Source organism: Streptomyces sp. NPDC088762 (assembly GCF_044750905.1).
Lineage (GTDB): Bacteria > Actinomycetota > Actinomycetes > Streptomycetales > Streptomycetaceae > Streptomyces.
This window is the reverse complement of sequence record NZ_JBIVKT010000007.1, coordinates 185,202-208,307: the sequence shown is the minus strand read 5'-3', so window position 1 is coordinate 208,307 and position 23,106 is coordinate 185,202. Positions and strand designations below refer to the sequence as shown.

Sequence of the window (23,106 nt, the reverse complement as noted above, 5' to 3'; positions counted from 1 at the left end):
CTGTTACCCCCAGCAGCCACACCCCCCGGTGTGGCGGATTAGCAGACAATAGCGTGCACGTTCCCCACCATGCCGGTGAACGCATAGGGTGACGTGCGCATCATCCAGGGGAGAAGGGGACGTTCAGTGTCCAGATCCGGTCACCGGCGCCTGCTGCTGGTTTCCACCAATTACGCTCCGGAGCACGCGGGGATCGGGCCGTACGCCACCCAGATCGCGGAGCATTGGGCGGATCTCGGCCACGAGACCCACGTCCTCGCCGGCATGCCGCACTACCCGTCGTGGTCGCTCGAGCCGGAGTACAAGGGGGCGCTACGGCGCACGGAACAGCGCGCGGGGGTCACCGTGCACCGGCGCGCGCACACCGTGCCACCGCGCCAGACCGCCGTGAAGCGGGCCCTGTTCGAAGGATCGATCCTGCTGCACGGAGCCGTGGCCCCGCCCCGGATGCCGAAGCCGCAGGCGGTCCTCGCGCAGATGCCCAGCCTGGCGGGCGGGGTGCTCGCCGCCCGGCTCGCGGCGCGGTGGAAGGTCCCCTACGTCCCGGTCGTCCAGGACCTGATGGGCGCCGCCGCCGCGCAGAGCGGCATCAGCGGGGGCGACAAGGCCGCCGCGATCGCGGGCCGCGCCGAGGCGTACGCCCTCAAGCGGGCCACCCTCGTCGGGGTCATCCACGAGACCTTCGTGGACCGGGTCGTCGGCATGGGCGTGGACCCGGGCCGCATCCGCCTGGTGCCCAACTGGTCCCACGTGGCCGAGCCCACCAAGCCGCGCGCCGAGACCCGTCACCACCTCGGCTGGGCCCCGGGCCAGACGGTCGTCCTGCACTCCGGGAACATGGGCCTCAAGCAGGGGCTCGAAGTGCTCGTGGGCGCCGCCCGGCTGGATCCGAGCGTCCGTTTCGTCCTGATGGGCGACGGCAGTCAGCGCTCGGCGCTCGCCGAGCTCTCGGCCGACGTGCCCAACCTGGACATCATCCCCCCTGCCGCCGACGGCGAGTTCCCGGATATCCTCGCGGCGGCGGACGTGCTCGCGGTCACGCAGCACGCGGCGGTGATGGACATGAGCGTGCCGTCCAAGCTCACCTCCTACTTCCAGGCCGGCCGGCCCGTCGTCGCCTCCGTGGCGGCGGAGGGCGGAACCGCCCAGGAGGTGGAGCGCTCGGGCGCAGGGGTGCTCGTACCGCCGGAGGACCCCGAGGCCCTGCTGAAGGCCGTACGGGCCCTGGCCGAGGACCCCGAGGGCGCGGACGCACTGGGAGCGGCCGGGCCCCGCCACGTGGCGGCCCACCTGAGCCGTGAAGCGGGCCTGGCCCGCATCGACGCACTGATGGACGAGGCACTTGGGGGTCCCCGCCCGTGATCGAAGCGAACCGCCCCGCGGCGGCACCGGCCGAGGACGAACCCGATCTCCTCAGAGACCAGTTCCGGCAACTCCTGCGCTACCGCAGGCTCATCGGCGCCGGCATCGGGGTCGGCCTGCTGGGCGGCGTCTACCTCGGCATCTCCACGGCCGACACCTACGTCGCCACCACCGACGTCGTGCTGCGGGCGCCCACCGACGACCCGTTCAACCCGAGCCTCGCCCCCGACAAGGCGATCAACATCGGCTCGGAGCGGCAGGTCGCGCTCAGCTCCTCCATAGCCAACGAGGCGGCGAAGAAGCTCGGCGTGGGCCCGTCCGGCTTCGCCGCGCTGCGCGGCGGGCTCCAGGTCACCAACCCGCCGCAGTCGATGGTGCTCCGCTTCACCTACACCGCGTCCTCGCCCAAGGAGGCGGCCCGGCGCGCCAACGCGATGACCGAGGCCTACCTGCTCAAGCGGCAGGAGGCCCTCGACGCCACCCGCGACAAGATGGTCAAGGGCTACAAGGACCAGCGCGACCCGATCGCCAAGCAGCTCGACGAGCTCACCAAGGAGATCGCCCGGATGCCGGCCGGCGCCCCGCGCGACGCCGCCACCTCCACCAAGACCGACCTGCAGAGCGAGGTCGGCGGCTACAACACCAAGATCACCAAGCTGGAAACCCTCGACATGACCCCGGGCCGGGTCACCAGCGCCGCGACGCCGCCCAGTTCGCCCGACGGCCCCGGCATCCCCATGTCGCTCGCGCTCGGCGCGGCCGTGGGCCTGGCGCTCGGTCTCCTCGCCGCCTGGGTCCGGCTCGTCTTCGACCCGGCGCCGCGCTCCGAGGGCGATGTGGCGCGGGCCCTGCGCGCGCCCGTACTCGGCTACCTCCCCCGGGACAAGACGGGCGGCGGGCCGCTGCTCGCCGCGGGCGAGGCCGATCCGCGGCTGGCCGAGGAGTACCGCTCGGTGGCCTTCCGGCTCGCCTACGACTCCCGCTTCGCCGACCGGCGCCGGCTGCTCGTCGTCGCCCCGCGCGGCAGCAGCGAGACGGCCGCCGCGGTGGCCGTGAACCTCGGCGCCTCCTTCGCGGAGACCGGCAAGGACGTGCTGCTCATCGAGGCCGACCTGCGCACCCCGGTGCTGGCCAGCCAGCTGCCCACCGACGCGGGCGGCCGGCCGCGCTGGAGCCGGACCTCCGGTGACGCGGGCGGTCCCGGCGCCGGGAAGCAACCGGCGAAGCACTCCGACACCGAGTGGCCCGACGGGCGCCAGCTCGTCGTGGACGCCGGGGAGTCCGGCGCCTTCGACCTGATCCCGGGCCAGCGCGTGCGCAACGTGGCCCGTGCGCTGACCTCGCCGCGCACCACCCGGCTGATCTCCGAGGCCGACTCCCCCAACTCCACCGTCGTGGTGCTCGCGCCGCCCGTGCTCTCGTACGCCGACGCACTCGCACTGGTCGACCGCGTCGACGGCGTCCTGGTCGTCTGCGACCCGCGCGCCGTCCACCGCACCGACCTGCAGCGGATCCGCGAGCTGATCAGCGGGGCCGGCGGTACCGTGCTCGGCGCGGTGCTGCACGCGCCGCTGCCCGGCGAGAAGCGGGGCCGCGGCAAGGGCGGCCCGGACGCCCCGGCTCCGCCGCCGTCCGCGCCGTCATCGACCACGCCGTCCTCGCCGCAGCCGATCCCCTACGAGGTCGCCGAGAACGAGCAGCACATCCCTGGCGACGGCACCGACACGGTCGCCCTGCGGACCGTCCGCACGGGCAGGCGGTGAGCCGGCGCGGCCTCGCGGCGGTCGCGTCGGTCCTGGACCAGGCGGCGTCCAGCGCCACGAACATCCTCGTGCTGGTGCTGGCAGCCCGGCTGTCCTCGGCGTCCGGCTTCGCCGACTTCTCGATGGTGTACGTGGCCTTCAGCGTGCTCCTCGGGCTGAACATGGCCTACGTCGGCCAGAGCGTGGTCCTGGAGAAGGGCGATCGGCTGGGCACGGTGTGCCGGTCGGCCGCCGCCTTCACGGCGGCCGCCTCGGCGGTGCTCGGAGCGGTGCTGGCCCTCGTCGGCCTCGCGCTCGCGGGGCCCGCGGGGCGGGCCTTCCTGGCGCTGGGCCTCGTACTGCCGCTGGTGCTGCTCCAGGACGGGCTGCGCTACTGCTTCTCCGCGCTGCGGGCCCCCGAGCGGGCGCTGGCCGCCGATGCGCTGCGGCTGGTGTGCGTGGTCGCGGCGCTGGCCGTGCAGCCCTCCGGTGCCTCCGCGGGGCGGCTGGTACTGGCGTGGGGGCTCTCCGCGCTGCCGGCTCTGGGGCTGGGGCTGTGGCTGCTGCGGCCGTACGTGCGCGGTGCCCGCGCGGAGCTGCGGCCGTACCTGCGGCGGGGGCACCTGGGGCAGCGGTTCGTGGTCGAGTTCGCGGTGGGCAACGGCTCCAGCCAGCTCGCCGTCCTGGGCCTCGGCGTCTTCGCGACTCCGCTGGCGGTGGGTGCGCTGCGGGGTGCGACGACGCTGTTCGGGCCGCTGAACGTGCTGTTCAACTCCGCGAACGCCTTCGGCCCTCCCGTGCTGGGGCGCCTCGGCGGGCGGCGGGCAACGGTCCGCGCGACGCTGCTCCTGGGCGCGGTGTTCGCGGCCGTGGGGGCGGGCTGGGCCACGGTCCTCTCCCTGCTGCCCGGCCGGCTGGGGCGGGAACTGCTGGGCGACACGTGGGCGGCGGCGTCCGCGCTGCTGCCGGCGACGGGGGCGCAGTACGCGGTGATGGGCCTCGGCACCTGCGCCCTCCTGACCCTGCGGGTCCTGGCCCCCAAGTCCACGCTGTCCCTGCAGGTGGTCTTCTCCCTCCTCTCGGTGGCGCTGCTGCTGGGCGGGTACGCGGTGTTCGGTGTGGCGGGCGCCGCGTGGGGCCTGGCGGCCGGCTCGGCGGCGAAGGCGGCCGCGGGCTGGCGCCGCGTGTCCCGCCTCCGCGCCCCCTCCCCCGAACCGTCCCCGACCCCAGCGGCCTGAACCGCTGCCTCCGGGCCCCCGCGGCCTGAACCGCTGCGCCCGGTCTCGCCCCCGCAGCCTGAACCCCTACGCCCGTCCGGGCCCCCACGGCCTCAACCGCTGCCCCCCGTTCCCGGCCACGTAGCCTGAACCGCTGGGCCCGTCCGGACCCCCGCGGCCTGAACCGCTGCGCGGGGCCGTCCCCTACCCGCCCTTCCACCGTTCCCCGGGCCCTGCCCGGCCCCGGTCCTCAAACGCCGGACGGGCTGAAAGACCCTGGGGCTCCGCCCCAGACCCCGCGCCTCAAACGCCGGCGAGGCTGGATTTCGCCCCCGTCAGCCTGTTGCTGCGGGCGCACTCTCCACCCCGCCGACGATTGAGGCCCGGGGCGCATCTTGTGCCGGCACACACCGACTTGGGGGGCAAATCCAACTCCGCGGGCGTTCAAGGCGCGGGGCGGAGCCCCGAATCCGCAGGTACCCGCGTGGGCGGGACAAATCCAGCCCCGCCGGCGTTTGAGGCGCGGGGCGCGGGGCGGAGCCCCGATCTGGTGCCCGCACGTACCCACCTAGGCGCGGCACACCCAGCCCCGCCGGCGATTGAGGCGCGGGGCGGAGCCCCGATCTGGTACCCGCACGTACCCACCTAGGCGCGGCACACCCAGCCCCGCCGGCGATTGAGGCGCGGGGCGGAGCCCCGGGGGTTAGCGGAGGGTGCGGTCCTGGCGGTGGGTGGCGACCAGCGCAAGGCACAGGGCGGCGATCGCCACGCGTCCCGACGCCTGGAGGAGCGGGCCGCGCAGCAGGATGAAGGAGTAGCCCGCGACCAGCGGGACCACCACCGAGATCAGGCTGCCCGGCGGTGACCGGCGCGTGGCCCGTTTCGCGTAGCGGCGGTCGACGCGGGCCGACGCGTAGCCCATGCCCAGCAGCCCCGCGCCCATGCCCAGCGGCCCGAAGTCGAGCCACAGTTCGGCCCAGATCGGGGAGGAGAGGTTGGTGTTGACCGTGCCCATCCACTGGCCGACCATCACGCCCGTGTCCCTCGGCTTGCCGGACCAGACCGAGCGCGGCACCGCGAAGAGGATGGATCCGGCCAGCTGGCGCCCGTAGTAGTGCCCGGGACCGGAGTTCGAGAAGGTGATCGTGTTCGCGAACATGCCGATCTGGTCGTAGTCCTTCAGGGCCATGGGCTCCAGGAAGGACGTGGTCTCCACCGGCCGGTAGTTCTTCTCGTCGTACCGGAAGCGGTCCGCGAACGGGAAGACGAGCAGGGCTATGACCACGGCCATGGACAAGGCCACCCGGTACATCGCCGCGCTCACCGGGAAGACGGTGAAGAGCATCGCGAACATGACCGTCAGGAACCAGTAGCGCGGGTTCGAGATCGGGTTGTTGACCACCAGGTTGAGGACGGCGAGCGCCGACCAGGTGACGATGACGGACACCTTGCGGCGGGCGAACTTCGAGGTGATCAGCCAGCGCGTGTAGAGCAGCAGCGACAGCAGCGCCGGGACCGTGCCGAAGCCGCGCAGCAGCGCCTGGCCCGCCTGGCCGTCGCCGTTGGAGACGCCCGCTTCCTCGATGCCCGCGATGATCTCCTGGCGGCTGGAGAAGAAGACCGCCGGGCCGCCGAGCTTCATGACGAAGGCCGCGCTGCACACGAAGGAGAGGACCGTGAGCAGTTGGAGGCGCCGCCGGTGCGCCATGACCGGGCGCGGCTCCTTCTGCGAGCCTCCCGCGCGGCCGGCCGGCCGGTGGCGGGCGAGCAGGACGCCCACGTCGAAGGCGGTGCAGCCGAGCAGCACCAGCCCGATGGCGGCGGTGAGGTCGGAGCGCGGGCCGACGACGGGGGTGGGGACCTGGCCGAGTACGGCCTGCGCGAGAGGGGCCACGCCCATGGCCATGTAGACGAAGAGCCAGAAGGAGCCCTGGAGCAGCTTGCGCCGGCTGGTGAGCACCATCGCGGAGAGGCGGGCGCCCGCGTACATGGTCAGCAGGAGCTGGAGCCAGAAGGCCGCGTCCCGGGCGCCGGCGCCGGACTGGACGGCGACGAACAGCGGCAGGAAGACGGTGAATCCGAGGGCGAGCGGGACGGACAGCGCACGCGAGAGCAGGGTGCGGGGGCTGGTGACCCGGCCCCACAGCGTCTCGTCCTCGAAGGGGGACGGCACGGGCGGCTTCGCGGGCGGGACGGTGGGCTTGCGTATGTCCGTCGTCACTGCCGCCCCCACCCCATGTGCCTGGTCCGGGCGCAGTCTAGTCTGAGCGGGCCGTGCCCGGGGAGGCGCCGGCGCGGGTGCACGATGGGGGCGACAGGTGCGTGATCTTCCTTCCTTCACGCTGGCCGGATACGACAAGGGGCGCGGGCTGCTGACGCAGGCGCTCTGGTTCGCCGTGATGAACACGCTGTTCATGAGCTGGTTCTGTCCGGCGCGGCTGCGCGTGGCGCTGTTGCGGGCCTTCGGGGCGCGGATCGGCGAGGGCGTGCTGATCCGGCACCGGGTGCGGGTGCTGTGGCCGTGGAAGCTGACGGTCGGGGACCACACGTGGATCGGCGAGGGTGCCTGGCTGCTGAACCTGGAGCCGGTGACGATCGGTTCGCACGTGTGCGTTTCGCAGGAGGCCCTGCTGTGCACCGGCTCGCACGACCACCGGGCCGCCGACTTCCGGTACCGCAACGCGCCGATCACGGTCGAGGACGGCGCGTGGGTGGCCGTACGGGCGACCGTGCTGGCGGGGGTGACCGTGGGACGCTGCGCGGTCGCGGGCGCGGGGGCCGTCGTGCACAAGGACCTGCCGGAGCTGACCCTGCAGACCCAGGACGGGCGGCGCCGCCCGGTGGAGGAGCCCAAGTGAGTGCCCCGTCGAGAGTCCTGCACGCCGTCACCCTGCATTCCCCCTCGCACGCCTTCGGCGGGCCGGTCCGGGTCGCGCTGAACCTGGCCAAGGGGCTGCGTGCGCGCGGCCACGAGGCGCGGCTGCTGGCGCTGGGCGAGGGCTTCCCGGATCCCTGGCCGACCTCCGTGGAGGGCGTCCCGGCCCGGCTCTTCCCGGCGCGGCGGCTGCTGCCGCTGGGCTTCAGCGGGATGACCTCGCCGGCCCTGCTGGCCTCGGCGGGCCGCCTGGTACGGGAGGCGGACGTGGTCCACGTCCATCTCGCCCGGGACCTGGTGACCCTGCCGGTGGCGCTGGCGGCGCTGCGGGCGGGCAAGCCGCTGGTGCTGCAGACCCACGGGATGGTGGACCCGAGCGAGAAGCTGCTGGCCAAGGTGCTGGACGCGGTGGCCGTACGCCGGCTGCTGCGCGGCGCGGACGCGGTGCTGTACCTGACCCCGTACGAGCGGGAGGGCCTGGACGCGGTGGTCGGCGCCCCGCTCGCGAACGCCGTCCGCCTGGTCAACGGCACCCCGGCGCAGGAGGAACGGCCCGCGCCGAGCGGACCGCCGCGCATCCTGTACTCGGCGCGCCTGCAGGCCCGTAAGCGGCCGGTGGACTTCGTGGACGCGGCCCCGGAGGTCCTCGCGGCGCACCCGGACGCGGAGTTCGTGGTGGCGGGCCCGGACGAGGGCGAGCTGGCGGCGGTCCGGGCCCGGATCGCGGCGCTGGGGCTCTCGGCGCGCTTCACGGTGCCGGGTGCGCTGTCCAGTGCGGAGGTGGCGGCGGAGCTGCGGCGCGCGCACGTCTACGTACTGCCCTCGGTGGACGAGCCGTTCCCGATGTCGGTGCTGGAAGCGCTGGCGGTGGGGGTGCCGTCCGTGGTGACGCACTCGAACGGGCTGGCGCGGGACATCGCGGCCTCCGGAGCCGGCCGTGCGGTCGACCCCGGGCCGGCGGGTGTCGCTGCGGCCGTCCTGGAGCTGTTGGACCCGGCCGCCAACGAAGCGGCCTCGCGCGCCGCGCGCGAACTGGCCGCCGGGTCCTTCTCGATGGACGCGGTGCTGGACACGCTGCTCCCGGTGTACGCGGAAGCCTCGCGGCGGTAGCGGCCGCAGCCGCGGCGCGGGGCCGCCCCCGCCCGTCCTTCCTCCGTTCCCCCGGGCTCCGCCCGCAGCCGGCCCTCACACGCCGGACGGGCCGGAGCCGGGGGCGTGCGGGATCAGATGACGTCGCGGCGGCGTTCTTCCACCACGGGGATCGCGCCCGCCGCGCGGCGGCGCTTGAGGACGCTGGAGTACACGGCGAGGCCGATGGCTCCCGCCGCCATCATGATGAGGCCGACCAGGTCGAGGTCGACGCTTTGCATCTCCCAGTCGGTGGCGAAGGTGAGGATGGCCCCCACCACGATCAGGCCGATGCAGCCGCCCAGGCCGCTCATAGGACTCGCCTCCGGATGCCGGTGTCGTGGTCGCGTACTGCACGCGGTTACCCCGCACCGGCATGTGAAAACGCCCCCGCGGACCGGCAGTTCGGCCGCGAGGGCGTTCTCGAGGGGCTGTGGGGCCCTTACGCGGGGATCCAGGCGTAGCAGCCCGACGAGGTGAACTCGGCCGTGCCCGCCGGGATCGTCGCGGTGATCTTGTCGCCCGCCTTGGGGGCGGTCTCCGGGCCCGAGGCCAGGATCGCGCCGTCCTTGCCCTTGGCCGCCCACGTGCAGGTGGTGGCCTGCGTCAGCGCCCGGTAGGTGCCCGGCGCGGGCGACTGGGGGGCGCCCTCGGCGAAGCCCTTCTCGGCCGCCGCGAGGATCGGCTTCTGCTCCGGGCACAGCAGGTTGATCGCGTCCTTCGCGCCCGCGATCTCGCCGGTGATGACGGCGCCGGTCGCCGCGTCCTTGTCGCGCTTCGCGGTGCGCTCCACGCGCTGGCAGGCCTCCTGGCCGCTCTGGAGGACGGCCGCCGGGTCCATCTTCTCCGGCACCCGCCCGCTCAGGTACTTCTTCTCCTCCGCCGTGAAGCTGCCCGTCTTCGGGGTGAGCTTCGCGTCCGGCACGACGGGGCCGGTCGGCTTCGCGTTCGGGTCGGCCGGCGGCTGCGGGGTGTCCGCGGGGTCGGGGACCGAGGAGGAGGCCGGGGGCTTCGCCTTCGCCTCCGCGCCGGAGTCGGCTTCGTCCCCGCCGGAACTGCAGGCGGTCAGCGTCAGGGCGGCGGCCAGCAGGACAGCAGCCGCTGCGGAGCGTCGGTACATCGGATGGCTCCCGTACTTACTGGGGTGGTGGGACAGGCGTGCGGGGCCCGGCCGGGACGGCCGGACCCCGCACGCCGTGAGGTGGTGACTCGGTTTCCCCGTACCCGCGGCTACTTGGCGCCGAAGGTGAGGACCAGCTGCGGAGCACCGTCCGCCGCCGTGGACTCCGAGGACCAGATCCACAGCGGGTCGGTGCCCGTGCTCGTCAGGCCCATGCTGTAGCTGCTGCCCAGCACCGCGGAGAGCGCGGCCGTGTCCAGGGTGACGTTCTGGACCGCCGAGCCGTCCGGCACGCCCGTGATGCTGCCGAGCGGGGTGGTGCCCAGGGTGGGCTTGGTGTTGAAGGTGGTGCCCGCGCCGCTCCAGGTGCCGGTGACCGGAACCACGTTGATCTGGTCCGCAGTACCGGCACCCGTCTGCGTGGTCGTCTTGACCTGCAGGGAAGCCGACTTCAGGACCTGGCCGGCCGGGGCGGCCGGGAGGCTGAAGCGCAGGTACGTCTCGTACGCCGAGGTACCGCGCACCGCGAGCGAGGTGGACGTGCCGTAGGCGGTGCTCGGGGCGCCCTGGTTGATGTAGGTGTCCTCGGCCGCCTTGACCGTGGAGACCGTGTCGGTGGGGGCCTTCGCCAGGTCGAAGTGGTTCTTGACCTGGGTCTGGGTGAGCGCCGACGGGTAGACGGCGGTCTCGTCGAGCTGCCCGGCGAAGGTGTTGTTCAGCGGCCGGTTCGGCCAGTTCGCCAGGTTGTCGCCGCCGGCGTGCCAGTAGCCCGCGTAGGTCTGGGTGCTGGTCGCCTTGTCGGTGCCCTTGTTCTGGCCGTCCACGTACAGCGTGATGCCGCCCGGGCCCTGGGTGCCGACCACGTGGTGCCACTTGTTGTCGTTGTACGTCTCCAGCAGACCGGTGGAGACGGTCTTGGCCGAGCCGTTGTAGACGCCGAAGACCAGGCGACCGGTGTTGGTCATGTAGATCTGGCGGTCGTACGAGGTGCTGTTGCGGGTGGTGTTGTTGCCGAAGCCGATCAGCTTGCCGCCGCGCATGGTGCTCGTCTTGAACCAGGTCTCGATGGTGAACGAGCTGCCGACCGTCTGGCGGCGGTCGCTGTACACCTGCTGGTTCGTGCCGTTGAAGCCCATCGCGGTGCTGGAGCCCGAGACGGCGCCGGGCGACTGGCGCAGGGCCGGGGCGTTGACCTGGAGACCGCTGCGGTTCCCGCTGACCGAGGAGTCGGCGACGTACGGGCTGACGGTGTCGTCGTAGCGCCAGTACAGCTCGGCGCCGTCGGCACGGACCTGGTTCGGGTACGCCTGGACCGCGGTCGGGACCGTCACCGAGGCGGTGGCCGACAGGGCGCTGGTGTTGCCCGCGCCATCGGTCGCCGTCACGCGGTAGGTGTAGGTCTGGCCGGCCTTGGCCGTGGTGTCGGTCCAGGAGGCCTGCGGGCGCTCCCACTCCAGCGAGCTCGCGCTCACGGAGGCGATCGGGGTGGCCGAGCCGTTGCGGTAGATGCGGTACGTCAGCTTGCTGTCGTCCGCGTCGTAGCTGGTGCGCCAGCGGACCTGGACCTCGCCCGGCTTGACGCTCGCGGCGCTGGCCACCGGGGTGGTCGGGGCGCCGCGGTCACCGGTGGAGGCGAAACGGGTCAGGCCCCACTGGGACTTGCCGTTGATGAGGGTGAACTCACCGCCGACCCACATGTACTTGACGTCGTTCTTCTCGGCCACGGCCATGACGCGCGGGCCGATGCCCTCGGTGCCGTCCATGCCGTCGTTGGCCGTGGGGTGCCAGCCGAGCTTGCCGGGGCTGCGCACGAAGCCGTCCACGGGGGCGGGGGCGGCGCCTTCCCAGTTGGTGTTCTGGGCCAGCAGGAAGTTGCGCTTGCCGTCGGGGAACTCCTGCTCGGTGGAGCAGTCGTGCGCGTGCGAGGAGCTGTAGAGCACGCCCTGGTACGGCAGCACGGCCTGGGTCGCGCCGAGGCAGCGGTCGCGCCACTTCTCGCTGAAGTCGCTCAGGCGCAGGCCGATGCGGCCGTCGAAGACGCCGCCGCCGGAACCCTCGTTGCCCGTGTAGAAGCCGCCGTTGTCGTCGGTCGCAATGTCCTTGACGACCGAGTTCGACGGGATGTTGGTGTAGGTCTTGGCGACCTTGCCCGTGGTGGCGTCCACGACGGCCAGGGCGTGGCTGGTGGTGCCGTTGACCGTGAAGAAGTCGCCGCCGAGCAGCACGTTCTTGCCGTCGGGGGTGACCTCGACGGCCCGTCCCGGCTCGTCGACGTTGGCGACGAAGGGCTTCAGCGCGCCGGTGGAGGCGTCGACCGCGGCGAACCGCTCGCGGGTCTGGCCCTCGACCGCGCCGAAGTCGCCGCCCGCGTACAGGGTGTCGTCGGAGACGGCGAGCGCACGCACGGTGGCGGAGAAGCTCGGGTGGAACGCGGCCTTGGGGGTGCAGCTCGCGATGTCGATCGCGGCGACGCTGGAGACCGGGGTGCCGTTGACGGCGCCGAAGTAGCCGCCCGCGTAAAGGGTCTTCTGGTCCTTCGAGACGACCAGCGTGCGGACGGTCGCCGTGCCGTCCCCGACGGTGAAGGCGAGCTTGCACGAGGTGGGGTTGCCCGTCGCGGCGTCCAGCGCGACGAAGTTCACGGCTTCCTGCTCGGCTCCGGCGGTGCCATCGGGCGGACGGACGGCGGAGAAGGTGCCGCCGGCGAAGACGGTGCCGTTCGCCTGGGCCATCGCCCACACGACGCCGTTCGTCTGCCACGTGGGCAGTTCGTCGGCCGTGAATGCCACCGGCGGCGTGATGGCGGACGCCTGAGGCATCAGCACCAGGCCTATACCGGTGCCGGCACCGGCCAGTGACAGGACGAGGGCGGCAGTCAGCCCTCTGGATCTACGCATGAGCCCCCCAGGGCAAGTGCCCGGTTTGATGGCTGGAACTATCCGAACAGCCATATGTACGGGCGCAGACTAGGGCTCGTGCGAGGGCCCGGTCACCTCACTTGACCCATTGCATACCAACTTGGAATCAACAGGGTTCAGCACGGAGGGTGCACTACGGACATACGGCAGGTTTGTCCCGGTCGCACCCGCAGAGAACTGCATGGATGACCGGGACACGGCAAATCGTAGGGGAAATATAAGGCCTCAGCGGTCGATGCGGACCGTGGCGCCCGCCAGTTGGTCCTCGACCTGGCGGATGTCGGCGTCCACCATGATCTTCGCCAGTTCGGCCACCAGGACGGTCGGCTTCCAGCCAAGCAGGTCATGGGCCTTGGAGGCGTCGCCGATGAGCGCGTCCACCTCGCTGGGGCGCTCGTACTTGGGGTCGTAGCGCACGTGCTCGTTCCAGTCGAGACCGGCGTGGCCGAAGGAGGCCTCGACGAACTCCCGGACGGTCGCGGCGACTCCGGTGGCGACGACGTAGTCGGTGGGCTCGTCCTGCTGGAGCATCCGCCACATGGCGTCCACGTACTCGGGGGCGTAGCCCCAGTCGCGGACGGCGTCGAGGTTGCCGAGGTAGAGCTTCTCCTGGAGCCCGGCCTTGATGCGGGCGACCGCGCGGGTGATCTTGCGGGTCACGAAGGTCTCGCCGCGGCGCGGGGACTCGTGGTTGAAGAGGATCCCGTTCACGGCGAACATGCCGTAGGCCTCGCGGTAGTTGACGGTGGTCCAGTACGCGAACACCTTCGCGGCGCCGTACGGGCTGCGCGGGTGGAACGGCGTGGACTCGTTCTGCGGGGGCGGGGTGGACCCGAACATCTCCGAGGACGAGGCCTGGTAGATGCGGGTGTCGATGCCGCTGGCCCGGATGGCCTCCAGCAGCCGCAGCGCCCCGAGTCCGGTCACGTCGCCGGTGTACAGCGGGGCGTCGAAGGACACCCGGACATGCGACTGCGCGCCGAGGTTGTAGACCTCGTCGGGCTGTATCTCGCGCAGCAGGTTCACCAGCGCCACACCATCGGACAGATCGGCGTGGTGCAGCACGAAGGACCGGTTCGCGGTCTGCGGGTCCTGATAAACGTGGTCGATCCGCTCCGTGTTGAAGCTGGAGGACCGCCGCACGAGCCCGTGCACCGTGTAGCCCTTGGAGAGCAGGAGCTCGGCAAGGTACGAGCCGTCCTGCCCGGTGACGCCGGTGATCAGTGCGGTCTTGCCCATGCGGTCCCCCTGGGGTGGTTGTGGTTCATTCTGCTGAGCGCGCTTCCCCTGCCCGCCCGTGGTCCGTACCCCGGGAACCGGGAGGACTGGATGCGTACCGTACACGCCCGCCCCCGAACACCCGGCGTCGGCACCGCCGCCGAACCCCCTCCCGCCCACCGGCCGTCGGCGCCGCCGGCCGGTTGCGCGCCGGGTCGCCCCCGCACGCCCGACCCCACCCCGGTTCCGCCGGGGCCGGGTGTGTGCCGGGGCGCCCCCCGCACGCCTGACCCCACCCCGGTTCCGCCGGGGCCGGGTGTGTGCCGGGGCGCCCCCGCAGGGCGCCGAACACAGTCCCGCGTCCCTGTCCGACCCGTTGCCACGTTCGGCGCCCGAGGAGGTGCCCCGGCGCGCACCCGGCCCCGGCGGAGCCGGCCCATGGCGGCTTCGCCGCGTGGGGCTCCGCCCCCGACCCCGCCCTCACACGCCGGCGAGGCTGAAAGTGCCCACTCTCGGCCGCCGCAGGCGCCAGGCCGGGTCCGGGCCGCCAGGCCCCGTACTGCCCGGCCCCGGACCGCCCGGGTCCGGACTGCCGCCACCCCCGCGGGAGCGGACTGGCATGATCGGCGGTATGACAAGTTCGTTGCCCCTCCTGCCCCCGAACGCCCGCGTCTTCGTCGCCGGCCACCGCGGCCTCGTGGGGTCCGCGGTCGCCCGCCGACTCACCGCCGACGGCCACGACGTGCTCACCCGGGGCCGCGCCGACCTCGACCTGCGGGACGCCGCCGCGACCGCCGCGTACCTGCGCGACGTCCGCCCGGACGCCGTCGTGCTGGCCGCCGCCAAGGTCGGCGGGATCATGGCGAACAGCACCTACCCGGTGCAGTTCCTGGAGGACAACCTCAAGATCCAGCTCAGCGTCATCGCCGGCGCGCACGCCGCCGGCGTGGGGCGCCTGCTGTTCCTCGGCTCCTCCTGCATCTACCCGAAGCTGGCCCCGCAGCCGATCAGCGAGGACGCGCTGCTGACCGGCCCGCTGGAGCCGACCAACGAGGCCTACGCCCTCGCCAAGATCGCCGGCATCGTCCAGATCCAGTCGTACCGCAAGCAGTACGGGGCCTCGTACATCTCGGCCATGCCGACGAACCTCTACGGCCCGGGCGACAACTTCGACCTGGAGTCCTCGCACGTCCTGCCCGCCCTCATCCGCCGCTTCCACGAAGCCACCGCCGAGGGCCGCGAGGAGGTCACCCTGTGGGGCTCCGGCACCCCGCGCCGGGAGTTCCTGCACGTCGACGACCTGGCCGCCGCCTGCGCCGTGCTGCTGGAGCGCTACGACGGCGACGAGCCCGTCAACATCGGCTGCGGCGAGGACCTGACCATCAAGGAGCTGGCCGAAACCGTCGCCGAAGTGACTGGTTACCAGGGCCGGCTCGCCTGGGACACCTCGAAGCCGGACGGCACCCCGCGCAAGCTCCTGGACGTCGGCCGCCTGACCTCGCTCGGCTGGAAGCCCGGCATCCCGCTGCGGGACGGCATCGCCTCCACCTACCGCTGGTGGCTGGGCGAGCAGGGCTGATCGCACGGGCCACGGCCCTCAGTACGCTCCGCGGCCGTCGACGACGGCGCGGAGCGTGCGGCCCATGACGTCGACGTCACTGGTGAAGGACCAGTTGTCGACGTACTGGAGGTCCAGCTGGATCGTTTCGTCCCAGGACAGGTCGGACCGCCCGCTGATCTGCCACAGTCCCGTCATCCCGGGCCGCACGGTGAGCCGGCGCAGTTCGACCTCGTCGTACCGCGCCACCTCCTCCGGCAGCGGCGGGCGCGGGCCGACCAGCGACATGTGGCCCGTCAACACGTTGATCAGCTGGGGCAGTTCGTCCAGCGAGGTGCGGCGCAGCAGCCGGCCCACCCGGGTCACCCGGGGGTCGCGGCGGATCTTGAACATCAGGCCGTCGTTCTCGTTGGCCCCGGACAGTTCGGCCTTGCGCGCGTCCGCGTCCACGACCATGGTGCGGAACTTCCACATCACGAACGGGACCCCGTCGCGGCCGATGCGCCGCTGCCGGTAGAAGGCCGGGCCGCGCGAGCCGAGGCGGATCGCCAGGATGATGCCGAGGAAGAGCGGGGAGAGCAGCAGCAGTCCGGCCGCGGCCCCCACCCGGTCCAGTACCGATTTGAGCAGGGTCTGCACGCCCCGGCTGACCGGCGGCACCACCCGCAGCACGGCCAGCCCGCCGGCGGACAGGGTCTCCAGCCGCTTGACGGAAACCTCCACCAGGCCGGGGAAGACCGCCAGTTCCAGCCCGGCGTCGTGCAGGGCCCAGGCGACGCGGCGCAGCCGCTCCCCCGAGATCCGCGCGCCGGGGGCGACCAGCACCAGGTCGGCGTGGTGGCCGGCGACGGCGCCGAGCACGGCCGCGGAGTCGCCGTTCACCGCCTCGGGCATCTCCGCGTCGAGGCGGGCCGCGACGGGCACTCCGCTGACGAGGGATCCGGCTCCGACGGGGACCACGCCGACGACCACGTACGGGTGGTCGGTGCGCGCGGCGAGGTGGGCGATGACGTCCTCGGCGGCGTCGGGCTCTCCGACCACCAGCACCCGGCTGACGGCCTGGGCCTCGCGGCGGGCGGCCGAGAGGTGGCGGTACGTCAGCTTGTGGCACGCGACGGTGATCAGCAGGGCGGGCAACAGGGCCCCGAGGGCGGACAGCCGGGGCGTGTCCTCCTCCGTCACCACCCGGGCCACGGCCAGGACACCGATGAGAATCAGCCAGTCGTGGAGGACGGGCAGCACTCCGCGGGACTCGCCGAGCACGCGGGCCGAGTAGCGCCGGCGCAGGGCCTGCACCCCGGTCCAGGCCAGGGCGGCGCCCAGGGCGCAGTAGAGGGGCCTGACCTGCTCCGCGGCCTCGAAGACGAGGCCCACGGGCACCGCGGCACCGAGGACGTCGGCCGTGACGGCGGCGGGCAGGTACCAACGGGCCTTGTCACCGAGGCGCCGTGCGGGCAGAACCGACCCCCTGGCCGTTCCGGCCACTCTTTGCGCAGGAAAATGGACATGCCTCATGGGCCCCCCTGGCACGTGGTCTATGGCAGTTGCGACGATCCACGGCTTCCCCGGGCCTCGGACATCTGTCGCACCGGGAAACAGTACGACAAACACCCGTACGGTAAATGCCGTTTGACTTTACCCGGCCTCTTGTTGCTCAAGCGTTAGCAACCGGTATCAACCATTCCGAACGAGCGGCTCCGCAGGGTGCCACACGAAGGTGAAGGGTTCGGATACCGGATACGTCTCTTCGGACAACGAACCGTTTCCGGCCAACCTTTTGACGCGACCCTGACATCGCGTCCTGTAAGTGGCACTCTTCGACCGTTCATCGCACCAGCCCTGATCTGCCCGGAGGCCCACCCAGCCGTCCGGAGACCCCCTTGCAGAAGGAGTCTGCGTTGAGTCCCACCCCCCACAGGCGTGCCACCGCGGCCGGCGCGCTCGTTGCCGCGGCAGCCATGCTCGCCGTCGGCATACAGGCCGGAACCGCATCCGCCGACGCCACCGCGTCGCAGGCCCGCACCGCCGCTCAGCCCAACCCGGGCGCGGCCAACCGCGCACTCAGCGCCTCGGAGCGTGCGACGCTCCTCGCCGAGGCCAACTCCACCACCGCGCAGGCCGCCAAGGCCCTCGGCCTCGGCAGCGGCGAGAAGCTCGTCGTCCGCGACGTGGTCCAGGACGCGGACGGCACCACGCACACGACCTACGAGCGGACCTATGACGGTCTGCCCGTGCTCGGCGGTGACCTGACGGTCCACGCCAAGGGCGGCGCCACCAAGAGCGTCACCAAGGCCACCCACCACGAGATCAAGGTCGCCGACACCAGCGCCTCGGTCACCCCGGCGGCCGCCGAGAGCCAGGCCGTCTCCGCCGCCAACGCCGCGGGCTCCAAGGACGCCAAGGCCTCCAAGGGCGCCCGCAAGGTGATCTGGGCGGCCGAGGGCGTTCCGGTCCTCGCCTTCGAGACCGTCGTCGGCGGCCTCCAGGACGACGGCACGCCGAGCGAGCTCCACGTGGTGACGAACGCCAAGACCGGCGCGAAGATCACCGAGTGGCAGGCCATCGAGACCGGCACCGGCAACACGCAGTACAGCGGCCAGGTGACCCTCGGAACGTCCCAGTCGGGCAGCAACTACACCCTGACCGACGCCGGGCGGGGCAACCACAAGACCTACAACCTCAACCACGGCTCCTCCGGCACCGGCACGCTCTTCACCGGCCCGGACGACATCTGGGGCAACGGCCTCCCCTCCAACCTGGAGACGGCCGGCGCGGACGCCCACTACGGCGCCCAGGTCACCTGGGACTACTACAAGAACGTGCACGGCCGCAACGGCCTGCGCAACGACGGCGTGGCCCCCTACACCCGGGTCCACTACGGCAACGCGTACGTCAACGCGTTCTGGGACGACTCCTGCTTCTGCATGACCTACGGCGACGGCGAGGGCAACAACAAGCCGCTCACCTCGACCGACGTGGCCGCGCACGAGATGACCCACGGTCTGACCTCGGTCACCGGCAACATGACCTACAGCGGTGAGCCCGGCGGTCTGAACGAGGCCACCTCCGACATCATGGCGGCGGCGGTCGAGTTCTACGCCAACAACCCGCAGGACGTCGGCGACTACCTGGTCGGCGAGAAGATCGACATCAACGGCAACGGCACCCCGCTGCGCTACATGGACAAGCCGAGCAAGGACGGCGCGTCCAAGGACTCCTGGTACTCGGGCCTCGGCGGCATCGACGTCCACTACTCCTCGGGCCCGGCCAACCACTGGTACTACCTGGCCTCCGAGGGCTCCGGCGCCAAGGTCATCAACGGCGTCAGCTACAACTCGCCGACCGCCGACGGCCTCCCCGTCACCGCGATCGGCCGCGACGCCGCGTCGAAGATCTGGTTCCGCGCGCTGACCGTGGGCTACTTCAAGTCGAACACCAACTACGCGGCGGCCCGTACGGCCACCCTGCAGGCGGCGGCCGACCTGTACGGCCAGGGCTCGGCGACGTACAACAACGTGGCCAACGCCTGGGCGGGCATCGCGGTCGGCTCCCGCATCGTGAACGGCGTCACGGTCACCAACCCGGGCAACCAGAACACCGTCACGGGCAGCGCCGTCAGCCTCCAGGTCCAGGCCACCAGCACCAACGCGGGTGCCCTGAGCTACGCGGCCACCGGTCTGCCGACCGGCCTGTCGATCAACTCCTCGACCGGCCTGATCACGGGTACGGCCTCCACGGCCGGCACCTACAACACCACGATCACGGTGACCGACTCGGCGAACCAGACCGGTACGGCGTCCTTCACCTGGACCGTCGGCACCAGCCAGCCGAGCGTCTTCGAGAACACCACGGACTACCAGATCAATGACAACGCGACCGTGGAGTCCCCGATCACGGTGACCCGTACGGGCAACGCGTCCAGCGCCCTGAAGGTGGACGTGAACATCGTCCACACCTACGTCGGTGACCTGCGGGTCGACCTGGTCGCCCCCGACGGCTCCGTCTACAACCTGCGCAACCGCACCGGCGGCAGCGCGGACAACATCGTCCAGTCCTTCACCGTGAACGCCTCCTCCGAGGTCGCCCAGGGTGTGTGGAAGCTGCGGGTCGCGGACCTCGCCAGCCTGGACACCGGCTACATCAACAGCTGGAAGCTCACCTTCTGACCCCACCGGGGTGAGCTGAGCACCTGCTGAACCGCAAGACCACGGGGCCGCCCGGGAGAAGACCTCCCCGGGCGGCCCTGTTCCACGTGCGGCGGGCGGGGTCAGCCGATGGCGCGGAAGACCGTGCCGAAGAGGTCCTCCTGCCCTTCCCCGTCCGAGTCCCACGCGGCCTGGTCGCCGCGACCCTGGTCGTCACGGCCCGCGCCCTCGTTCCAGTCCCCGCGGCCCGCGCCGTCACCACCGTCACCGCCCTCACCACCGTTCCAGTCCCCGCGGCCCGCGCCGTCACCGCCCTCACCGCCGTTCCAGTCCCCGCGGCCCGCGCCGTCACCGCCCTCACCGCCGTTCCAGTCCCCGCGGCCCTCGCCGTCACCGCCGTGCCAGTCCCCGCGGCCCTCGACCGGCTTGAAGAAGACCGAGACGGCCTCCACGCCCCGCGCCCGCTCGCCGGGCCGCAGCGTCCGCTCCGCCCTGCCGTCGCAGGTGCGGTTGTCGAAGAGCACCGCGAGGGACTCCGTGTCGTTCACCACGTCGACGGCCGGGTCCTCCTCGGAGGCGTGCGTCAGTACGTAGCAGGTGTCGTTGTCCGCGGGCCGGATCTGGGCGGTGCGGCCGTCGGCGAGCCGGTAGTGGAGCGTGCCGATGCCGCGGCCGTCGTGGTCGTCGGCCAGCGAAGGTCCCGCAGTGGGCAGGACCAGGGCGAGGGCGCCGGCGAACACGGCGGCGGTGGTGCGAAGACGCATGAGGAGTCCATTTCTCGGGTTCCGCGGATACCGGGTCCGGTGGCATCCGCGGGCAGCGTAGGAGCGGGCCCGCGCGCCGAAACGATTCGGCTTGCGCAGCACGGTCGAAGGTTCACCCGTCGGATGCGGGGCCACCCGCCTTATGGCGGGCTCGCGTGACGACCGTTCCGGCCCCGGGCGCCCCCACCGCGGGAGCCCGGGCCGGAGCGGGACGCCCGGTACACCGGGACGGGCGGCCGGCGGACCGGCCGCCCGTCCCGTGACGACCTAGCGCAGGAGTACGCCGCCCCCTGCGTCCGAGTCCACCGGGCCCGCGACCAGACCCAGTTCGGCCGGGGTCGCCAGCAGCGGGTGCGTCGGCAGGATGCGTACCGTGTAACCGAAGGGCCCCGTACGGTCCAGGGCGAGCGGGCCCTCGTACACCCAGCGCCCCTCCAGGTCGGGTCCGGCGGCCGGCTTGAGCGGGAAGGCCCGGCCGTCGCGGATCACGTCCTGCGCGTCCACCCGTCCGGCGACGGCCTGGACCTCCACGTCCTCGGGGGTGAGCGCGTCCAGGGTGACCTGCACGCGCAGGGTCAGGGTGGCGCCCAGTTCGGCGGTGCCGTTGACGGGGGCCGCGGCCAGGGCCTCGACGTGCCCGACGCCGACCCGCGGCCAGGCCGCCCGGACCCGCCCCTTCCACCAGGCGAGGTCGCGTGCGGCCTCCGGGGTGAGGGCGCGGTGGGCGAGCGCGGCCGGAGCGTACAGCCGCTCCACGTACTCCCGCACCATCCGGCCGGCCAGCACCTTGGGGCCGAGCGAGGCCAGGGTGCGCCGGACCATCTCGATCCACCGCACGGGCAGCCCGGTACCGGCGGCCCGGTCGTAGAAGCGGGGCGCGACCCGGCTCTCGATCAGCTCGTAGAGGGCGGCGGCCTCCAGGTGGTCCCGGCGGTCCTCGTCCGCCCCGAGCCCGTCGGCGGTCGGGATGGCCCAGCCGAAGTCCGGCTCGAACCACTCGTCCCACCAGCCGTCCAGGACGGACAGGTTGAGGCACCCGTTCAGCGCGGCCTTCATGCCGCTGGTCCCGCACGCCTCGAGCGGCCGCAGCGGGTTGTTCAGCCAGACGTCGCAGCCCGGGTAGAGCTTCTGCGCCATGGCCATGCCGTAGTCGGGCAGGAAGACGATGCGGTGCCGCACCCGCGGGTCGTCGGCGAACCGCACCAGCTCCTGCACGAGCCGCTTCCCGCCGTCGTCCGCCGGGTGGGCCTTGCCGGCGACCACGATCTGCACCGGCCGGTCCGGGTCGAGCAGCAGCCGCCGCAGCCGGTCCGGGTCGCGCAGCATCAGGGTCAGGCGCTTGTACGAGGGCACCCGGCGGGCGAAGCCGATCGTGAGCACGTCCGGGTCCAGCACGGAGTCCACCCAGCCCAGTTCCGCCTCGGCGGCCCCGCGCTGGCGCCAGGAGGCGCGCAGCCGGTCCCGTACCTCCTGGACCAGTTGCTCGCGCAGCACCCGGCGCAGGTCCCACACGTCCTGGTCCGGGATGTCGGCGACGGCGTCCCAGCGCGCCGAGCCGCCGACGGACAGCGCGTCCTCCGTCCGGCCGGCGCCGATCTGGCGGGCGCCGACGCGGACGACCTCGGGGGCCACCCAGGTCGGGGCGTGGACCCCGTTGGTGACCGAGGTGATGGGCACGTCGGACGGGTCGAAGCCGGGCCACAGCCCGGCGAACATCTCCCGGCTGACCGCGCCGTGCAGGGTGGACACCCCGTTGGCCCGCTGGGCCAGGCGCAGCCCCATGACGGCCATGTTGAAGACGCCCGGGTCGCCGCCGGGGTAGGACTCGGCTCCCAGTTCCAGGATCCGCTCGACGGGTACGCCCTCCAGCTCCCCGCCCTCACCGAAGTGGCGGGCGACCAAGGACCGCTCGAAGCGGTCGATGCCGGCCGGGACGGGGGTGTGGGTGGTGAAGACGGTCCCGGCACGGACCGCCTCGACGGCGGCGTCGAAGCCGAGGCCGCGCTCCCGCTCCAGTTCCCTTATGCGCTCCAGCCCCAGGAACCCGGCGTGTCCCTCGTTGGTGTGGAACACCTCGGGCTCGGGATGCCCGGTGATCCGGCAGTAGGCGCGGACCGCCCGGACCCCGCCGATGCCCAGCAGCATCTCCTGCAGCAGCCGGTGGTCGCTGCCGCCGCCGTAGAGCCGGTCGGTCACCTCGCGGGCGGCGGCGTCGTTGTCCTCGACGTCGGAGTCCAGGAGCAACAGCGGTACGCGTCCGACGCGGGCCTGCCAGATGTGCGCGTGCAGGGCGCGCCCGCCGGGCAGGGTCAGCGAGACCCGGGCCGGGGTCCCGTCCTCCTGGCGGACCAGGTCGAGGGGGAGTTCGTTGGGGTCGAGCACGGGATAGTGCTCCTGCTGCCAGCCGTCACGGGAGAGGGACTGGCGGAAGTAGCCGTGCCGGTAGAGCAGTCCCACCCCGATGAGGGGGACGCCGAGGTCGCTGGCGGCCTTGAGGTGGTCCCCGGCGAGGATGCCGAGGCCGCCGGAGTACTGGGGCAGCGCGGCGGTGATCCCGAATTCGGGGGAGAAGTAGGCGAGGGCGGCGGGCAGTTCCGGGCCGTTCTCCTGGCTCTGGTACCACCTCCCGCCGTTGACGTAGTCATCGAGGTCGGCGGCGGCGACGGCGAGCCGGCGCAGGAACCTGCGGTCGGCGGCCAGCTCCGCGAGCCGGGTGGCGGACACGGCACCGAGCAGCCGGACGGGATCGCCATGGGCGGCCTGCCAGCCCTCGGGGTCGACGGATTGGAAGAGTTCGCGGGTCTCGGCATGCCACGACCAGCGCAGATTGCGCGCGAGGTCGGCGAGCGGCAGCAGGGTCTCCGGGAGGACGGGGCGCACGGTGAATCGACGGATAGCCTTCACGTGTTCCACCTTCGCAGGGGATGACGGATCGGAGCGGCCGCACCACGCTGTGCATCCGCGCATCACCCCGGGAAGGCTAGCGCCGCCCGGCCCGCGCGACCACGCCGCCTCCGCCGGCCGGCCTCCGAGCCGCATCCGCGGCCGGCCCCGGCCGC

15 protein-coding genes are annotated in these 23,106 nt (G+C 72.6%); 7 read left to right on the top strand and 8 right to left on the bottom strand.

Going from position 1 to position 23,106, the window contains the following annotated elements; genetic code table 11:
• The first annotated feature begins 156 nt into the window (after positions 1-156).
• The 3 genes from ACIP5M_RS18900 to ACIP5M_RS18890 are packed head-to-tail and all read left to right on the top strand — an operon-like array spanning position 157 to position 4,342.
• Positions 157-1,362, top strand: a complete 1,206-nt coding sequence (locus tag ACIP5M_RS18900; protein ID WP_401198549.1) for a glycosyltransferase family 4 protein — start codon at positions 157-159, stop codon at positions 1,360-1,362.
• Positions 1,359-3,125: a lipopolysaccharide biosynthesis protein gene (locus ACIP5M_RS18895; protein ID WP_401198361.1), complete on the top strand. Its 1,767-nt coding sequence runs from the start codon at positions 1,359-1,361 to the stop codon at positions 3,123-3,125. The genes ACIP5M_RS18900 and ACIP5M_RS18895 overlap by 4 nt, the downstream gene beginning before the upstream one ends.
• A complete protein-coding gene (locus ACIP5M_RS18890; protein ID WP_401198359.1) occupies positions 3,122-4,342 on the top strand; it encodes a hypothetical protein in 1,221 nt (406 codons plus the stop codon). The genes ACIP5M_RS18895 and ACIP5M_RS18890 overlap by 4 nt, the downstream gene beginning before the upstream one ends.
• A gap of 682 nt (positions 4,343-5,024) precedes the next feature.
• Here the strand turns inward: ACIP5M_RS18890 and ACIP5M_RS18885 are convergent.
• On the bottom strand, positions 5,025-6,494 hold the full coding sequence (locus ACIP5M_RS18885; protein WP_401198547.1) for a hypothetical protein: 1,470 nt from the start codon (positions 6,492-6,494) through the stop codon (positions 5,025-5,027).
• 145 nt (positions 6,495-6,639) lie between these two features.
• Here ACIP5M_RS18885 and ACIP5M_RS18880 point away from each other — a divergent pair, with 145 nt between their 5' ends.
• Together ACIP5M_RS18880 and ACIP5M_RS18875 are read left to right on the top strand one after the other, a co-directional pair.
• A complete protein-coding gene (locus ACIP5M_RS18880) occupies positions 6,640-7,179 on the top strand; it encodes a WcaF family extracellular polysaccharide biosynthesis acetyltransferase (RefSeq protein ID WP_401198358.1) in 540 nt (179 codons plus the stop codon).
• On the top strand, positions 7,176-8,306 hold the full coding sequence (locus ACIP5M_RS18875; RefSeq protein WP_401198356.1) for a glycosyltransferase: 1,131 nt from the start codon (positions 7,176-7,178) through the stop codon (positions 8,304-8,306). The genes ACIP5M_RS18880 and ACIP5M_RS18875 overlap by 4 nt, the downstream gene beginning before the upstream one ends.
• Before the next feature lie 113 nt (positions 8,307-8,419).
• Here the strand turns inward: ACIP5M_RS18875 and ACIP5M_RS18870 are convergent, their stop codons facing one another.
• The 4 genes from ACIP5M_RS18870 to gmd all read right to left on the bottom strand — a co-directional run bounded on the left by ACIP5M_RS18870 (position 8,420) and on the right by gmd (position 13,601).
• Positions 8,420-8,638, bottom strand: a complete 219-nt coding sequence (locus ACIP5M_RS18870; RefSeq protein WP_401198354.1) for a DUF6458 family protein — start codon at positions 8,636-8,638, stop codon at positions 8,420-8,422.
• A gap of 128 nt (positions 8,639-8,766) precedes the next feature.
• Complete coding sequence (locus tag ACIP5M_RS18865; RefSeq protein ID WP_401198352.1) at positions 8,767-9,444, bottom strand: hypothetical protein; 678 nt, start codon at positions 9,442-9,444, stop codon at positions 8,767-8,769.
• Between the two features lie 110 nt (positions 9,445-9,554).
• Positions 9,555-12,341 carry a LamG-like jellyroll fold domain-containing protein gene (locus ACIP5M_RS18860; RefSeq protein ID WP_401198351.1) on the bottom strand — a complete coding sequence of 929 codons (2,787 nt, stop codon included), beginning with the start codon at positions 12,339-12,341 and terminating at the stop codon, positions 9,555-9,557.
• 246 nt (positions 12,342-12,587) lie between these two features.
• Positions 12,588-13,601 (bottom strand): GDP-mannose 4,6-dehydratase, encoded by a 1,014-nt coding sequence (gmd, locus tag ACIP5M_RS18855; RefSeq protein ID WP_401198349.1) that lies wholly within the window; start codon positions 13,599-13,601, stop codon positions 12,588-12,590.
• Between the two features lie 610 nt (positions 13,602-14,211).
• Here gmd and ACIP5M_RS18850 point away from each other — a divergent pair.
• Positions 14,212-15,159: a GDP-L-fucose synthase family protein gene (locus ACIP5M_RS18850; RefSeq protein ID WP_401198347.1), complete on the top strand. Its 948-nt coding sequence runs from the start codon at positions 14,212-14,214 to the stop codon at positions 15,157-15,159.
• A gap of 18 nt (positions 15,160-15,177) precedes the next feature.
• On the opposite strand, the gene ACIP5M_RS18845 is transcribed toward ACIP5M_RS18850, so the two are convergent.
• Positions 15,178-16,653: a sugar transferase gene (locus tag ACIP5M_RS18845; protein WP_401198345.1), complete on the bottom strand. Its 1,476-nt coding sequence runs from the start codon at positions 16,651-16,653 to the stop codon at positions 15,178-15,180.
• Between the two features lie 383 nt (positions 16,654-17,036).
• On the opposite strand from ACIP5M_RS18845, the gene ACIP5M_RS18840 reads away from it, so the two are divergent.
• Positions 17,037-19,304, top strand: coding sequence for a M4 family metallopeptidase (locus ACIP5M_RS18840; protein ID WP_401198343.1), 2,268 nt, complete (start codon positions 17,037-17,039; stop codon positions 19,302-19,304).
• Between the two features lie 101 nt (positions 19,305-19,405).
• Here ACIP5M_RS18840 and ACIP5M_RS18835 read toward each other — a convergent pair whose 3' ends face one another.
• Both ACIP5M_RS18835 and glgP read right to left on the bottom strand, forming a co-directional pair.
• Positions 19,406-20,047: a hypothetical protein gene (locus tag ACIP5M_RS18835; RefSeq protein ID WP_401198341.1), complete on the bottom strand. Its 642-nt coding sequence runs from the start codon at positions 20,045-20,047 to the stop codon at positions 19,406-19,408.
• Between the two features lie 267 nt (positions 20,048-20,314).
• Positions 20,315-22,951 (bottom strand): alpha-glucan family phosphorylase, encoded by a 2,637-nt coding sequence (gene glgP, locus ACIP5M_RS18830; RefSeq protein WP_401198340.1) that lies wholly within the window; start codon positions 22,949-22,951, stop codon positions 20,315-20,317.
• Positions 22,952-23,106: the final 155 nt, after the last annotated feature.